Annotated in this window: 8 protein-coding genes; 3 read left to right on the forward strand and 5 right to left on the reverse strand. The window is 69.5% G+C overall.

Features of this window, described 5'->3' with window-relative positions; all coding sequences use genetic code 11:
* Positions 1–33: 33 nt before the first annotated feature.
* Positions 34–765, forward strand: coding sequence for a nucleotidyltransferase family protein (locus ACLZOT_RS41780; protein WP_416974442.1), 732 nt, complete (start codon positions 34–36; stop codon positions 763–765).
* A gap of 57 nt (positions 766–822) precedes the next feature.
* Here ACLZOT_RS41780 and ACLZOT_RS41785 read toward each other — a convergent pair whose 3' ends face one another.
* The 4 genes from ACLZOT_RS41785 to ACLZOT_RS41800 all read right to left on the reverse strand — a co-directional run bounded on the left by ACLZOT_RS41785 (position 823) and on the right by ACLZOT_RS41800 (position 15301).
* Positions 823–1296, reverse strand: coding sequence for a hypothetical protein (locus tag ACLZOT_RS41785; RefSeq protein WP_416974443.1), 474 nt, complete (start codon positions 1294–1296; stop codon positions 823–825).
* A gap of 74 nt (positions 1297–1370) precedes the next feature.
* Positions 1371–1565 carry a hypothetical protein gene (locus tag ACLZOT_RS41790; RefSeq protein ID WP_416974444.1) on the reverse strand — a complete coding sequence of 65 codons (195 nt, stop codon included), beginning with the start codon at positions 1563–1565 and terminating at the stop codon, positions 1371–1373.
* Between the two features lie 407 nt (positions 1566–1972).
* Positions 1973–14803 carry an isopeptide-forming domain-containing fimbrial protein gene (locus ACLZOT_RS41795; protein ID WP_416974499.1) on the reverse strand — a complete coding sequence of 4277 codons (12831 nt, stop codon included), beginning with the start codon at positions 14801–14803 and terminating at the stop codon, positions 1973–1975.
* A gap of 357 nt (positions 14804–15160) precedes the next feature.
* Positions 15161–15301, reverse strand: coding sequence for a MauE/DoxX family redox-associated membrane protein (locus tag ACLZOT_RS41800; protein ID WP_416974500.1), 141 nt, complete (start codon positions 15299–15301; stop codon positions 15161–15163).
* Positions 15302–15360: 59 nt separating this feature from the next.
* On the opposite strand from ACLZOT_RS41800, the gene ACLZOT_RS41805 reads away from it, so the two are divergent.
* Positions 15361–15543 carry a hypothetical protein gene (locus ACLZOT_RS41805; protein WP_416974445.1) on the forward strand — a complete coding sequence of 61 codons (183 nt, stop codon included), beginning with the start codon at positions 15361–15363 and terminating at the stop codon, positions 15541–15543.
* Positions 15544–15644: 101 nt separating this feature from the next.
* Here ACLZOT_RS41805 and ACLZOT_RS41810 read toward each other — a convergent pair whose 3' ends face one another.
* Entirely contained in the window at positions 15645–16253 is a 609-nt protein-coding gene (locus tag ACLZOT_RS41810) for a sortase (protein ID WP_416974446.1), read from the reverse strand.
* Here ACLZOT_RS41810 and ACLZOT_RS41815 point away from each other — a divergent pair.
* On the forward strand, positions 16252–16413 hold the full coding sequence (locus ACLZOT_RS41815; protein WP_416974447.1) for a hypothetical protein: 162 nt from the start codon (positions 16252–16254) through the stop codon (positions 16411–16413). The genes ACLZOT_RS41810 and ACLZOT_RS41815 overlap by 2 nt on opposite strands.
* The last annotated feature ends 112 nt before the right edge of the window (positions 16414–16525 follow it).

Raw genomic sequence — 16525 nt, forward strand, 5'->3', positions numbered from 1 at the left:
ACCCCCTTCACCCCCGTCTCGTACAGTGCGGTCATGACCGACCCGCACGCCGCGTCGCGGCCCACGCAAGCCGTCATCCTCGCCGGGGGCCAGGGCTCACGGCTGCGCCCCTACACCGATGACCGGCCCAAGCCGATGGTCGAGATCCCGGGTACGGGGACGCCGATCATCGGACACCAGCTGAACTGGCTCGCGGACGAGGGGGTGACCGACGTCGTCGTCTCCTGCGGGCACCTCGCGGACGTCCTCCAGAAGTGGCTGGACGACACCGACCTGCCGGTCTCCGTCACGACGGTCGTCGAGACCGAGCCGCTCGGACGCGGGGGCGGCCTCAAGTACGCCGCGGCCCGGCTGCCGCACCCCGACCGGCCCTGGTACGCCACCAACGGCGACATCTGGACCCGCTTCTCGCTGCGCGAGATGGCCGACTTCCACACGGAACGCGACGCCGTCGCCACCATCGCCCTCGCCCGCCCCCGCATCCCCTGGGGCGCCGTCCAGACCGACGGCTTCGGCCACGTCACCGACTTCATAGAATCCCCGCCGTCGACCTTCGAGATCAACGCGGGCGTGTACGTCTTCTCCCCCGAGTTCGCCGGGCTCCTCCCGGAACGGGGAGACCACGAACGCAGTACGTTCCCCCAGCTCGCACGCGAACTGAGACTCGCCGGCTTCCCGCTGCCGCAGGGCGCGTACTGGCGGGCCATCGACACGGCCAAGGACCTGACCGAGGCGGCCAAGGAGCTGGCGGCACTGAGCCGTTGAACGAAGGTGGTGCCCCGCACGCGGGGTGTGCTCGCCCCCTGTGCCGTTGCTTCCGGATCATCGGACGTCGGTCCGGTGTGCCGTCGGCTGACGCCCAGGGGCCCCTACCCTGCCCTGGCTGCCGCCTTGCCACCATGCGGTGATGACCCCGGCCTTGTGCTCGAACTCCCGGTCCAGAAAGGACATCGGGGCACGCAGCATCGTGCGGCGGCCGTCCGCGGTGTACACGGCGATGCGGCTGACGCCCAAGCTGCGCTGCACCTCCAGGCGGTGGATGTCCGCGCGAGGGATCGGGCGGTGGCGGCCACCGACGACGAGGGCCTCTTCGGTCAGGCTCACGCCGTACCCCTTGGCCGTGGACACGACGACCGCGCAGGCCGCCGTCGCCGCCAGGAGCATCTGGCCCAGCTCACCGGCACCCATCGGATCGCCGGAGGCGGCGAGGCCCGCGTACAGGAGCGCCGTCGCGGTCAGGCAGCCCAGGAGGACCGGGGCGACGAGCTGGCGAGCTGCCGGCTTGAACGAGGTCACTTGGGTCTCCGCTCTGTTGTCGCATACAGCGTGCCGGTGAGTGCCCATCAACTTCTACGCCTGCGCCAAGGAAGTCACCCGCTTCCGAACCGAAGCTCGGGCAGGCTCCGCAAAAGAGCATCCACCTCTTCCATCGTCGCGCCCACGCGGGTCCGGAAGTCTCGCTCATCTCCGGTTTCGAGTGCTTCACTCATCAGCGAAACGACGAGGAAGAATTCCTCCCTGGGCATCGTCACAATGATCTCTGCGCCGCGATCCTCTACCTGCATGAAGGGCCTTCCTTTCGACCCGCCGCTCTCCATCGAGAACGACGTCCTGGATCATGTCGGCAGACTGCTCACCGGTCTGGCCCCCCGGGAACCCGCCCTGTTCCACGACATGCTTCCGGAACGCGTGCCCGTTTGGCGTGCAGGCGTCGCGCCTCGGCGGCATTACAGCTCGCGTTGTGGACGAGAACGGGGACCTTGGTACCTGCGGACAAGTACCGGAGGCGTTTCTCGGCGGACCGAGCAGAGGCCCTTCGGTACGCGCCGCCGGGCGCCGATCGTCGTGAGCGCGCCCCTTCAGTTTCGTCCCGGACCAGTTGCTGCACGCACAACGGCATGATCGGCAGCCGTCCGGCGGAGGGCGGCTCGCGCCACACCCACGCCGGACTCGCCTTCGCCCGGACGTCCCCTCAGCCCCTGCGGCGTCTGCGGGACACGCCCAGCAGGAGGGTTCCGGCGGCCAGCGCGCAGCCTGCGAGGGCCAGCCAGAGGGGGGTGAGATCGGTGCCGGTGGCCGGGAGGGGTTTGCCCGGGGTCGGGCGGGGTTCGACGGTCGCGTTGCAGTCGGGGTTCTTCGTGCCGGGCGGGCAGTTGGAGCCCGAGGGGCCTGCGGTGACCGGGACGTCGACCTTGGTTCCGGAGGGGGGCGCGGACTTGTAGGTGACCGTGAAGGTGATCTTCGCGGGGTGGGCGCAGCCGCCGGGGGCGGTACCCTTCCAACTGACTTTGCCACCCGTGTAGTTGACGCTGCCGGTGGTGGCTCGGGCGTCGTTGTTGTAGGTCGCGTACTTCAGGACCTGGGAGAGGTTCGCGGTGGCTGTCGCTCCCGTGTACGGGGCGCCGGTCGGGCTGCACACCGTGATCGTGTACGTCACCCTGTCGCCGGGTTGCGGGTTCGGGTTGCTGGACGTGATCTTCACGTCCAACTTGCCCTGGAGAACCGGGATCTTGAAGTCCTCGACCTGGCCCGCGCCGCCGTAGCCGGTGGGCTTCGGGTCGGTCGGGAGGGCGGCCTTCTGGAAGGGGACCGTGCGGAGCTTGCCGCCGACCTTCACCAGGGTTCGGGTCGTTTCACCGGAGGGGAGTTGGGGATCGGCGCCCGGCGGGACCTGCTCGCCGTACAGGCGCAGGCGCATGTACGTCAGACCGGCCTTGGCGAAGTCCGCGTCCGGCCAACTCAGGCTGGCCGTCGTCGCGTTGGCGCCGATCGTGCGGATGATGCGCTCACCGGGCTCGAAGGCGCCGTCGAAGTCGTAGTCCAGCCAGGCGGCCAACAGGGTTGTCGCGCCTGTGGTGTTGGCCAGGTCCACCTGTGTGCTGAAGCCCGTGCCGGACGCGTACGCCACCGGGATGGACCTCGGTCCACGGCCGCTGTCCTGGTTCAGACGCGACCCGTTGGGGGAGCCGTTCATGTCGGCCTGGGGACCGTTGCCGAGGCTGAGGCCGGGGACGATGACGTGGTAGGCGCCGTTCGCGGTGATCGTCGTGCCGTAGGAGTTGGGGGCTTCGCCGAAGTTGTAGCGCGGGGCTACGACCGTCGCGCCACAGCCGGTCGGGTAGCCGGGGGTGGAGGTGTTGCCGTAACAGGTCGTGTTCGCGCTGGCGTTGGTGATCTGGTTGACGATCTGCCGGTTACCGGAGCCGGGGACCGCGTTGGCCATGTAGGTGTAGGTGATCGTCGCCGTGGCGCCCGCCGCCATGTCGCCGGTCCAGGTGAAGGTGAAGCCGGGCTGGGCAGTGATCGTGCCCGACGAGGCCGTGGGCGGGCTGACCGACTGCCGGTTGACCAGGCCCGTGCCCTGGGTCATCTGGTCGGTGAAGGTCGCGTTCGGGTAGGCGGCCTGGCTGTCGTTGGTCACCGTGACCGTGTAGGTGAGCAGGTCGCCCGGGAGCGGGTTGCCGTTGTTCACCGTCTTCACGATCTTCAGGTGCGGGATCAGGCCGTTGTTGCCCCCGCCGGTCGTGCAGACCGGACTGGTCGAGCCCGCCGCGCAGTTGGAGCCGGGGACGTTCGAGACGACCGTGTTGGCGAGCTTGCCGTCCCCGGTGTCGACGGTGTTCACCGTCACGCTGTAGGTGAGGGTGACCGTCTGGCCCGCCGGGACGTCACCGGACCAGGTCAGCTTGGGCGAGGTGTAACTCGCCGTCCCCGCCGTGGCGTTGGCGTCGTTGTTGTACGCCGCGTCGTCGAGGACGCCTGTCAGGTCGTCCGTGTAGGAGGCGTTCGGGTAGTCGGACGTCGTCGGGTTGGTGATCGTGATCTGGTAGCCGACCGTCCCGCCGGGCAGGGCCTGCGTGGTCGTCTGTGTCTTCGCGATCTGGAGCGTCGGGACTGAACTCGACGTCGTGGAACAGCCGTTGCCGCTGGACGTCGAGCAGTTGTTGCCGGCCGACGTGGAGGTGACCGCGTTCTTCAGGACGCCGTTGCCCATCTGGGAGGGGTCGGAGTCGACGGTCACGCTGTAGGTGACGGTGACCGTAGCGCCCGCCGGGACGTCGCCGGTCCAGGTGACCTTCGGGGAGGCGTAACTCACCGTGCCGGACGTCGCGTTGGCGTCGTTGTCGTACGTCGCGTCGTCGAGGACGTCGGTCAGGTCGTCCGTGAAGGTCGCGCCCGGGAAGGTCGCTGTGCCGGTGTTCTGGACGGTGACCGTGTACGTCACCTGCCGGCCCGGCAGCGGGGTCGTGGTGGACGACGATTTGGTGATCGTCACGTTGGGGATGCCGCCTGCGGCGTTGGAGCCGCACTTCGGGTCGGTGGAACCGGAGGGGCAGTTGGTGTCGGGGGTGGAGACGACGGCGTTGGTGAGCTTCTTGTCCCCGGTGTCGGGGGAGTTGACGGTCACGGAGTAGGTGATGGTGGCCGTCTGGCCGGCCGGGACGTCGCCGGTCCAGGACATGGTCGGAGAGGTGTAACTCACCGTGCCGAGCGAGGCGTTGGCGTCCGCGTTGTAGGTCGCGTCGTCGAGGACGCCGGTCAGGTCGTCGGACCAGGTCGCGCCCGTGTACGTCGCCGTGCCCTGGTTCTTCGCGGTGATGGTGTAGGTGACCGTGTCGCCGGGCTCGGGGGTCGGGTCGGAGGACGTCTTCGAGAGGGTCAGGTCGGGGATGCCGTTGCCGGGGTCGTCGCCGGTCGTGCAGGCGGCGTTCTGGGAGCCCGCCTGGCAGTTCGAACCCTTGGGTCCGACAACGGAGTTAACGAGCTCGTGGTCGCCGGTGTCGGGGGTGTTGACGGTGACGCTGTAGGTGAGGGTGACCGTGCCGCCCGCCGGGACCGTGCCCGTCCAGGTGACCTTCGGGGAGGCGTAACTCGCCGTCCCGGACGTCGCGTTGACGTCGTCGTCGTACGTCGCGTCGTCCAGGACGCCCGTCAGGTCGTCGGAGGTGGTGGCGTTCGGGTAGGGGGCCTGGCCGCTGTTGGTGAGGGTGACGGTGTACGTCACCTTGTCGCCGGGCTTGGGGTTGGTCGCCGACGCGGCCTTGGCGATGGAGAGTTGGGGCAGGCCGGCCGGGGCCGGGGAGCAGTCGGGGTCGGTGGAACCGGCGGAGCAGTTCGAACCCTGGGGGCTGACGACGGTGTTGGCGAGCTTGCCGTCACCCGTGTCGGGGTCGTTCACGGTCACGCTGTAGGTGATCGACGCCGTGGACTGGGGGATCAGGTTGCCGGACCAACTCAGCTTCGGGGAGGCGTAGTTCACGCTGCCGCCGGTCGCGTTGGCGTCGTTGTCGTACGTCGCGTCGTCAAGGACGCCGGTCAGGTCGTCGGACCAGGACGCGCCCGTGAAGGTGGCCGTGCCTGTGTTGGTGACGTTGATCGTGTAGGTGACCGTGTCACCGGGGAGCGGGTCGGCGGGCGTGTACGTCTTGGCGATCTGGAGCTGGCCCACGCCCGAGGTGGAGGTGCAGTCCCGGTCCTGCTTGCCCGACTCGCAGTTCGAACCCTGCGGGCCGACAACGGAGTTGGCGAGCTGCTTGTCGCCGCTGTCGGGGTTGTTCACCGTCGCGCTGTAGGTGACGGTGACCGTCTGGCCGGTGGGGACGTCGCCGGACCAGGTCACCTTCGGGGAGGCGTAACTCACGTTGCCCGCCGAGGCGTTGGCGTCAGCGCCGTACACCGCGTCGTCCAGGACGCCCGTCAGGTCGTCCGTGAAGGTGGCGTTCGGGTAGTCCGCCGTGCCCGTGTTCTCGACGGTCACCGTGTACGTGACCTTCTGGCCGGCGGTCGGGGTCGTCGGGGACTGCGTCTTGGTGATGTGCAGTTCGGGCACGCCCGGGATGTCGGCGGTGCAGCGGGTGTCGGTGGAGTCGGCGCGGCAGTTCGAACCGGGCGGGCCCACCACGGAGTTGTTGAGCTGCTTGTCACCGGCGTCCGGGTCGTTCACCTCGACGGCGTACGTCACCGTCTCCGACTGGCCCTGCGGGACGTCGCCGGTCCAGGAGAGCTTCGGCGCCGTGTACGAGACCGTGCCGGTGCTGGCGGTGGTCCGGTTCAGCCAGGTCGCGTCGTCGAGGACCTTCGTGAGGTCGTCGGTGAAGGTCGCGCCGGAGTAGTCGGCGGTGCCCGTGTTCTTGAGGGTGACCGTGTAGGTGAGGGTGTTGCCGGGGAGCGGGGTCGCCGGGGAGACCGTCTTGGTGATCGCGAGCTGCGGGACGCCCAGCGGGCCCGAGGTGCAGGAGGGATCCGTGGAGCCCGAGCCGCAGTTGGAGCCGGGGACGTCCGAGATGACCGTGTTGGTGAGCTGCTGGTTTCCGGTGTCGGGGTCGTTCACGGTCACGCTGTAGGTGATCGTCGCCGTCCGGCCCGCCGCGAGGTCGCCGCTCCAGGTGACCTTGGGAGAGTTGTAACTCGCGCTGCCGGAGGAGGCGTTGACGTCGTCGTTGTACGTCGCGTCGTCCAGGGCGTCCGTCAGGTCGTCCGACCACGAGGCCCCGGAGTACGCCGCCGTCCCGCTGTTCTGGACCGTCACGGTGTACGTGATCGTCGAACCCGGCGTCGCCGTGCTGCTGGACGCCGTCTTCTTCATGGTCAACTGCGGTACGCCCTGCGGGGTCTGGTTCCCGCACGCCGAACTCGTCGACGAGGGCCCGCAGTTGGTGTCCGGCGTGGACGTGACCTTGTTGGTGAGCTGCTTGTTGCCCGGCATCGGGTTGCCCAGCAGCACGCTGTACGTCGTCGTCGAGGACGCGCCCGCCGCGAGGTCGCCGGTCCATGTCAGCTTCGGGCTCGCATACGACACGGAACCGGCCGTCGCGCTCGCGTCGTTGTCGTACGTCCCGTCGTCGATCAGGTCGGACAGGTCGTCGGACCAGGTCGCGCCCGAGTAGGTGGCCGTGCCGGTGTTCTGCGCGACGATCGTGTACGTGACCTTCTGGCCCGCGACCGGGTTCGCCGGGCTGGACGTCTTGGTCAGCGTGAGCTGGGGGACGCCCTGGCCGGGGTCGTTGCCGGTGGAGCAGGCCGAATCGGCGGAACCCTGCTCGCAGTTGGAGCCCGCCGGGCCGGTCACCGCGTTGCTGAGCTGCTTGTCGCCGGTGTCGGGGTTGTCGACGGTGACGCTGTAGGTGATCGTCGCCGTGGCGCCGGCGGCGAGGGTGCCGGTCCAGGTCAGCTTCGGGGAGGCGTAACCGACGGTCCCTGCCGAGGCGTTGGCGTCACCGTTGTACGTCGCGTCGTCCAGCACCTTCGTCAGATCGTCGGTGTAGGACGCGTTCGTGTAGGTCGCCGTGCCGGTGTTCTTCACCGTCACCGTGTACGTCGCCTTCTGGCCCTGGAGCGGCGTGTTCGGCGACATGGTCTTGCTGATGTTCAGCGCGGGGATGCCGTCGATGTTCGCCGAGCAGTTTGTATCGGCCGAGCCCTGCTCGCAGTTGGAGCCAGCCGGGCCGGTCACCGCGTTGTCGAGCTGTCCGTCGCCCGTGTCGGGGTCGTTGACCTGGACGGCGTAGGTCACCGTCCGGGTCTGGCCCTGGAGGACGTCGCCGGTCCAGGTCAGCTTGGGGGCGCTGTAACTCAGCGTGTCACCGGCCGCGTTGGTCTGGTTCAGCCAGGTCGCGTCGTCGAGGACCTTGGTCAGGTCGTCGGTGAAGGTGGCGCCGGAGTAGTCGGCCGTGCCGGTGTTGGTGAGGGTGACCGTGTAGGTGACCGTCTGGCCCGGGACCGGGTTGGCCGGGGACACCGTCTTCTGCATGGACAGGGTCGGCACGCCGGCCGGGGTGCTGCTACAGCCCGGATCGGTGGACCCCGCCTGGCAGTTGGAGCCCGCCGGTCCGACGACCGTGTTGCTGAGCTGCTTGTCCCCGGTGTCGGGGTCGTTGACGGTGACGCTGTAGGTGAGGGTGATCGTCTGGCCGCCTGGCACGTCACCGGTCCAGGTCAGCTTCGGGGAGGCGTAACTCACGCTGCCCGCCGAGGCGTTGGCATCCGCGTTGTACGTCGCGTCGTCCAGCACCTTCGTCAGGTCGTCGGAGTAGGAGGCGTTCGTGTAGGTGCTGTTCGTCGGGTTGTTGACGGTGACCTGGTAGGTGACCTTCGAACCCGGCGTGGCCTGACCGGTGGACGTCTGCTTCTTCGTGATCGACAGCGTCGGGACCTGGTTGGAGGTCGTCGAGCAGCCGGTGCCGGACGCGGTGGCGCAGTTGGAGCCCGGCGAGGTCGAGGTGACCGCGTTCTTGAGGACGCCGTTGCCCAGCTGGGAGGGATCGGAGTCGACGGTCGCGCTGTAGGTGACGGTGACGGTGCCGCCGGCCGGGACCGTGCCCGTCCAGTTCACCTTCGGGGACGCGTAAGAAGCTGAACCGGCCGTCGCGGCCTGGTCGTTGTCGTACGCCGCGTCGTCGACGACGTCCGTCAGGTCGTCCGTGAACGTCGCGCCCGTGTAGTCCGCCGTGCCGGGGTTCGTGAGGGTGACCGTGTAGGTGACCTTCTCGCCGGGCTGCGGGTTGGTGTCGGACGCGGACTTGGTGATGTTCAGCTGCGGGACGGCCGACTTGGTGGAGCAGGAGGCGGCCTGTGCGCCCTGCGCGCAGTTCGAACCGGCCGTCGAGACAACGCTGTTGCCGAGGGACTGGTTGCCGGTGTCGGGGTTGTTGACGGTCGCGGAGTAGGTGATCGTCGCCGTGGCCCCGGCCGCGAGGTCGTCGGTCCAGGTGACCTTCGGGGAGGTGTAAGAGACGGTCCCGTCTGTGGCCGACTGATCATTGTTGTACGTCGCGTCGTCGACGACGTCCGTCAGGTCGTCCGTGAACGTCGCTCCGTCGTACACGCCCGTGCCGTTGTTCTGGACGGTCACCGTGTAGTGGACGGTGTCCCCGGGCTTCGGCGTGGAGTTGTCGACCGACTTGGAGATCTGAAGCTGGCCGACGCCCTGCGGGGTCTGGTTGCCGCACGCCGAACTCGTCGACGAGGGCCCGCAGTTGGTGTCCGGCGTGGACGTGACCTTGTTGGTGAGCTGCTTGTTGCCCGGCATCGGGTTGCCCAGCAGCACGCTGTACGTCGTCGTCGAGGACGCGCCCGCCGCGAGGTCGCCGGTCCATGTCAGCTTCGGGCTCGCATACGACACGGAACCGGCCGTCGAGTTCGCGTCGTTGTCGTACGTCCCGTCGTCGATCAGGTCGGACAGGTCGTCGGACCAGGTCGCGCCCGTGTAGACGGCCGTGCCGGTGTTCTGCGCGACGATCGTGTACGTGACCTTCTGGCCCGCGAACGGGTTCGCCGGGCTGGACGTCTTGGTGAGCGTGAGCTGTGGACTGCCGCTGGACGTCGAGCAGTTGGCGTCCGTGGAGCCCGTGCCGCAGTTGGAGCCGGAGGGGCTGGTGACGGCGTTGGCGAGGGTCTTGTTGCCCGTGTCGGGGTTGTTGACGGTCGCGCTGTAGGTGATCGTCGCCGTCTGGCCGGCCGGGACGTCGCCGGTCCAGGTCAGCTTGGGAGCCGTATAAGTGCCCGTGCCGATCGAGGCGTTCTCGTCGTTGTTGTACGTCGCGTCGTCCACGACGTCGGTCAGGTCGTCGGTGAAGGTGGCGCCGGCGTAGGTGCCGGTGCCGGTGTTCTCGACGGTGACCGTGTAGGTGACCTGGTCGCCGGGCTTGGGGGTGCTGTCGGAGACCGACTTGGTGATCTCCAGGCGGCCGATCTGGACGGTCTCCGCGCACTTCGGGTCCGTGGAGCCGGTGCCGCAGTTGGTGTCGGTGGTGGAGGAGACGTAGTTGTTCAGCGCCGCGTTGCCGTCGTCGGGGTTGTCGACGACCACGCTGTAGGTGACGGTGACCGAGGAGTTCGCGGGGACGGTGCCGGTCCACGACAGGGTCGGCTCGCTGTAACTCGCCGTGCCGGACGAGGCCGAGGCGTCGTTGTTGTACGTCGCGTCGTCGAGGACGTCCGCCAGGTCGTCCTGGAAGGAGGCGCCGGGGTAGTCGAAGGCGGTCGCGTTGGTGAGCGTCACCGTGTAGCCGACGGTCTGGCCCGGCGAGACCGGGCCCTGCGGGTCGGCGACCTTGGCGAGGGTGATGCGCGGGGTGCCGCCGCCGTTGTTGTCGGTGCAGTCGCCGTCGTTCGAACCGGGCGCGCAGTTCGTGCCGTTGGCGTACACGTCGTTGTTGAGGACGCCGTTGCCGCCGGGCGGGGAGTTCACGGTGGCCTGGTAGGTGACGGTGACGGTCTGCCCGGCGGGCACGGGACCTGTCCAGGTGAGCTGCTGGTTAGTGGAGTTGTACGATCCGCTGCCCCCGGACGGGGTGGAGGTGATCGACCCGTTCACGAACGTCGCGTCGTCCACGACATCGCTCAGATCGTCCGTGAAGCTGAACGAACTCGCTTCGCCCTGCCCGTTGTTGGTCATCGTGACGGTGTACGTCACCGTCTGGCCCGGCTTCGCGCCGTGCGGGGTCGACGACTTGGCCATGGTGATGTTCGGCCCGTTGGTGGTGACCGTCGAGCGGCACGTGGACTGGCAGTTGGCGTCCGTGTCACCCGAAGGGGCGGTCACCGTCGCCGTGTTGGTCTGCTGGCCGCTCGCGGAGGGGGCGACGGTGCCCGAAAGGACGTATGTGAGCGTCCCGTTGACCCCGACCGTCGGCTTGTCGCCGAGGTTCCCGCTGCCGCTCGCCGCGCCACAGGCACTGCCCGTGCCGGATGCCGTGCAGGTCCACGTGAACGAACTCATCGGCGCCGGAAGGGTGTCGGCGACGGTGACGCCGGCCGCGACCGAGGGGCCCGCGTTGGAGACGGTCACCGTGTAGGAGAACGACTGCCCTGGCTGGTACGAGGTCGCCGAGCCGGCCTTGCTGATCGACAGCGCGGTCTGCGGGCCGTTCACCGGGGGCGGCGGGGCCGGGTTGGAGGAGTTGTTGTTCGGATTCGGGTCGCCGGTCGGGGAGTTGGAGGTGGCGACGTTCCCGATGTCACTCCCGTTGCCGGTGTACGACGGGGAGAGCTGGACGGTGATGGTGTTGCTCTGCGAGGCCCCGTCGGCGAGGGTCGCGATCGTCGGGCAGGTGACGTTCTGGCCCGACGCCGTGCAGCCGGTGGACGACGACACGAACGTGAGCTGCGCGGGCAACGTGTCGGTGACGGCGACCTGTTGGGCGTCCGAGGGGCCCGCGTTGCTGGTCGTGATCGTGTACGCGAACCTCTGGCCCGGCGCGATCGGCGTGCTGGACGCGGCCTGCTTCGTCGTCGACAGGTCGGCGGAGGCCGGGCCCACGTTCGGCGGGACCTTCGCCGTGGTGTTGTTGTTCGGGTTCGGGTCGGTGCCGTTGCCGCCGGACTCGGTGGCCTGGTTGGGGATGTCGCTGCCGTTGCCGGTGTAGCTGGAGGCGATCTTCACGGTGATCGGCTGCGCCCGGCCCACGCCGGCCGAGAGGTTCAGCCCCGTACAGGTCACCGTCTGCCCGGACGCCGAGCAGTTCGACGGCCCCGACACGTACGTCATCCCGGTCGGCAGCGTGTCGGTCACCGTCACGCCGGTCGCGTCCGAGGGGCCGCCGTTGTTGGCCCAGATCGTGTACTGGACGTTCGAGCCGGGCGGCACGGCCTGCGTCGTGTTGAGCACCTTGCTCGTGTACAGGTCGGTGACCGGGCCGCTGACCTGCGGGGACGAGGGTTGCGAGGTGTTGTTGCCGGGGGTCGGATCGGGGACGGCCGAGGTCGAGGACGCCGTGTTCTGGATGTCGCTGCCGTTGCCCGTGTACGAGGACGGCACCTTCACCGTGATCGTGTTGGTCTGACTCGAACCGTTCGCGAGGGACGCGATCTGCGGGCAGGTCACCGTCTGGCCGGACGCCGTGCACCCCGTCGACGACGAGACGAACGACACCCCGGACGGCAGCGTGTCCGTCACGGTCACGTTCGTCGCGGCGCTCGGGCCGTTGTTCGTCGTCGTGATCTGGTACTGGAACGTCTGCCCCGGCGCGATCGGCGTCCCCGTCGCGGTCTTCGTCGTCGTGAGGTCGGCGGCGACCGGAGTGACCGTCGCCGAGGCGCAGTTGCTCAGGTTCGAGCTGTTGCACGGCGTCGGGTCCGAGCCGCTGGACGTCGCCTGCGTGACCTGGTTGGTCTGCGGGGAGGTGCTGTTGACCACCGCCGTGACGTGGATGGTGGCGCTCTGTCCGAGGGGGAGCGAGCCGACGTTCCACACGCCGGTGCCGGAGTTGTAGGCGCCGTTCGAGTCGTCACTGACGTACGTCAGGCCGCTGGGGAGCTGGTCGGTGACCTGGACGTTGCTCGTGGCGCTGGGCCCGTTGTTGGTGACGGTGAGCGTGAACGTCGTGTTGGAGCCGTAGTTGACCTGCGTCGGGCTCGCGGACTTCGCGATGTTCAAGTCGGCCACGGAAGAAGAGGTGTTGACGACCGCGTTCGCCTGGTTGTTGCTGGAGACGGCGTCGGCGGGGCCGGTGACCTGGATGCCGTTCGTCGCCGTCAGCGCGGTGTTGCCGGGCGCGCTGGAGTAAACCGTCACGGAGATCGGCAAGTTGACCGTGGCGCCGTTGTCGAGCTGCGACGCCTGGACGGTGCACGTCACCGTCGTACCGTTGGAGTTGACCGAACACCCGGACGGTTGCGACGAGTTGGCGATGACGTACTGCGGCATGGTGACGGTGACGGTCGCGTTGCCGAGCGCGTTGTTGGGCCCGTTGTTCGCCACAGCGACCGGGATGGTCGTGGCGTTGCCGGGGACGGTGGCCGCGCTGCCGCCGCTCTTGGAGACATCGAAGTCGTCCGCCTGGATCACCGTCATCGCGCTCGCGGACAGCGGCACCGTCGGGTCGATGTTCGAGTACTGCGAGGGCAGGACCAGGTTCGCCGTGTTGACCGCGCCCGAGGACGCCTGTCGCGCCGTACCCGTGACCGTGACGGTCGCGGAGCCGCCGATCGGCAGGTTGGTTCCGACGTTGATGTTGCTTCCGGAGCCCGAACCGCTCGCGCACGTACCGCCGTTGGAGCCGGAGCACGTCCAGGTGACGTTCCCGATCTGGGACGGCACGGTGTCGGTGATGCTCGCGTTCTGGATCGCGTTGATGCTGTCGCTCTTGTTCGTGGCGGTCAGCGTGTACGAGACCTGCTGGCCGATCTGGACCTGTGACGTGCCCGACTTGGTAATGGTGGCGTCGGTGGGGAGTGTGACCACCAGGTTCTTGATCTTGTGCAGCTCCATGCTGCCGCCGGTGGAGGCCGCGAAGCCCAGCTTCAGTGTGGCCGGCAGTGCCTGCATGCCGGAGACGCCGGCGACGTTCTGGTTGGAGATGAGCTGGGTGAGGGCGCCGGTGGTCGGGTCGCTCATCCATACGCTGATCCTGGAGCCGTTGATCAGCACCTGGACGTGCCGGGTCGCGGTCGCCGAGCTGCCCAGGTTGACGTTGCCCGGCACGCTCGTACCGCTGATGTACGTGTAGCCGCTGGTGCCGTTGCCGGAGCCGCGCAGCACCACCTTGTTCGGCTGCTGCCCGGGGCCGGTGTTGTTGCCGGTCATCTGCGAGCTGTAGTTGCCGAACGCGTCGAACCCGACGCCGAGCCAGCCGCCCGCGACGCCGGGGATGGTGCAGGCCGCGTTGCTGCCGTTGCCGTTCATGCAGGCGTAGCCGAGGCCGCCGCCGTTCGCGCCCTGGGTGGAGGGGGTGGTGTTGCCGTTGACGAAGAACACCGAGAAGCCGTCGGCGGGCGGGTTGGTGCCGCCGGAGACGTTGTAGTCGAAGTCCACCAGGACGCCCTGGGACGTCGAGAAGGTGTCGTTCATGATCATGGCGCCGGCCTGCCGGTACTGCGCGGGCGTCAGCGTCAGCCAGCCGGGGTTGCTGGTCAGGGAGGCGTTGCCGAGCTGGGTCCAGCTGTTGTTGGTGGTGCCGCTGCTGAAGGGCTCGTTGACCGGGAAGTTCACGGCGCCCCGGGGACTGCCGAGGGTCACGCGGCGCTGGCGGGGGTCGGGGGCGGCGGCCTTCTTGCCGGGCGGGGCCTTCCTGCCGGGTTCGGCCTTCTTGCCGGACGCGGGCTTCTTCGCAGAGCCGGACGCCTGCGACGCCTTGGATTCCTGGGGCGCCTTGGATTCCTGCGGCGTCTCGCGCGCCCCTTCGGCCTTCTCAGCCGCCCCGTCCTCCCCGGAAACCCCGAACGGCCCCGCCACGATCACCCCTTCCGCGTTCCCCTCCCCCACGGTCAGCGTCACCGACCGCACCGCCTCGCGGAACACCACGTCGGCGGACCGCTCGGCGCCCCACGCCTCCTCGTCCACCCCGGCGAGCGAGTTCACGGCGAGCTTGCCGCCGACGTACGAGGTCAGCGCACGCGTGCCGGCCGCCTCGGGCCGTACGGCGCCCCCGCCCTCCCCCGCCCCCACGGCGGTCACCGTCCCCGCCGCCAGCCCCCCGAGCCGCAGCCACCCCGGCCGCGCCTGCGGGAACTCCAGCGTGACGTCGTACGCATGCCCCTCCTCGGCGGCGGGCAGCCGCAGCCCGCGCGCGCCCGCCTGGCCGGCGACGGACTCGGGGAGGCGGACGGTGTCCCAGTGGGCCGCCGACCTGACGGACCGTCGGCCCGTGCTCTCCATCCGGTACCCCGCCGGGTCCTCGACCGCCTCCCCGAGCGGCCCGGACGCGCCGCCGGGCCAGTCCGCGAGGAGTACGGCACGCCCCGCGCCCAGCGGGTTGCCGGGGCCGGACGGCTGGCCGAGCGCGGGCGCGGCGCCCGTACTCAACGTCAGCGCGACGAGCGCCGCCACCGTACGGCCGAACCGGCGCGTGACCTTCGCGAACACAGGCAACCCCAGGGCGTGAAGATATGACAATCCGTCAGTCCCGGTAGGCATGGCCCTGCACCACATTGAATGATCATCAGAAAACAGGAAATCCCCCGTACGGCGCCCGAACCCGTGCTCCGGGTGCGCCGCGCGGGGGAACCGGGGCCGGAGGGTTACGTCGTCGCCGGAGACCTGCCGTGATCCCGCGCCAGATCCCGCAGGTCGCGAGTCCGGAGGCCACTTCGGTGGCGCGTACCTTTCCGGTCTCGTCCACGGCGATGGCGACGACCGGTACGGACGGGCCGTCGGGCTCCTTCGACAGGGCCGCCGCGAGGGCCCGGCAGTGCGGGCGGTTGTCCGCGAGTACGAGCAGGATCAGCGGGCGGCCAGCAGCAGGGTGCGGGCCACCAGGGGGGCGCTGACGGGGGCCTCGCCGAGGACGCCGTGACAGCCGCAGTCGATACGGCGGCCTCGGCGGAGGTTCACCGCCATGCCGGTGGCGGACGCGGCGAACAGGGCGGCGACGGGGTCGCCAGGCCGAGCGGGAGGGCGGTGCCGGGCCGACGTTGGCCACGGTGACGGCGTACGTCAGCCTGGCGCCGGGGACGTACGGGTCCGGGGAGGCCGACTTGGCGAGGGTCACGACGCCGTTGGTGACCCTGGCGGAACCCGAGCCGTTGGTCATCGACGCGTCGGTGACACCCGCACCGCCGGTGTACCGCGAACCGGCGGTCCGGGTTCCGCCGAGAGCTCCGTAGCCGTCTCCGCTTCTCGCCCCCGAGCTGTACGTACCGCCGGTGGCCCCGCCGCCGTTGTAGGTCTGGTCGCCCCCGCTACGGCATGACGATTGATCCGACAATCATTCTCCCGGCCCCGCCGCCCTCACACGGACAGGCTCCAGTTCGCCGAAGACGATGAAGCGGCCGGTGGAGCCGTAGCGCGGGGTACAGGTCGTGAGGGTGATCAGCCGCCGTCCCGGGTCGGCGCCGCGTCCCTGGTCGGGGTCGAGGACCTGGTCGTCGCCGGGGGTGGTGTGCCGGGTCGCCGTCACCCGGTAGGTGTAGGACGCGGAGGCGGTCTCGACCAGGATCGGCGTGCCGGGGACGACGGCGTCGGGCAGGTCGGCGAACGGCTCGAACCCGGTGACCGAGGACCGGTGCCCGGCCAGCGCGAAGTTGCCCCGCCCGCCGGCCGCCGCCGTACCGGTGTAGTGGGCGAGCCCGCGCGCCAGTTGGGCGGCGCCGGTCCCCTCGTACACCGGATACCGCCAGCGCGCCCCCAGCGCCGGGATCCGCACCAGCGCCTGGACACCGGCCGGGAGGACACGTCCGTACGACTCGGCCGGCCGCGGCGGCGGAGGTGCGGCGGACGGGGAGGAGGTCACCGCGACCGTCCCCGCCGCCGTACCGCCGGCCAGCAGGACCAGACCCGCAGCCCACAGTGTCCGTCCCCGCGAAGTCCTCGCCATGACGTCGAGTCTCGGCGAGGGCGGGGGAGGCCGCATCCGGGGCGGACGGGGGTGCGCCGAGCGGGTGCCGGGGCGAAGGCAGGACTTGCCCGCCACCGAGGACTCCCCGAAGAAGCCGCCGTTCACCGTCGATGAACCCCCGGCGTACTGCCAGCAGTGAGCACCTGCCATCACAGTGGTCCGGTGTCCAGTAGCCGAATTACCAGGCTCTTGATCAGAGGTTCGTCAGCGCTGCGAACCTTCCTCCGGGTTGTTGTCGGCAACTTCGACAC

The sequence above is a fragment of the Streptomyces sp. 4F14 genome, from assembly GCF_048159485.1.
In the GTDB taxonomy this organism is placed as follows: Bacteria; Actinomycetota; Actinomycetes; order Streptomycetales; family Streptomycetaceae; genus Streptomyces.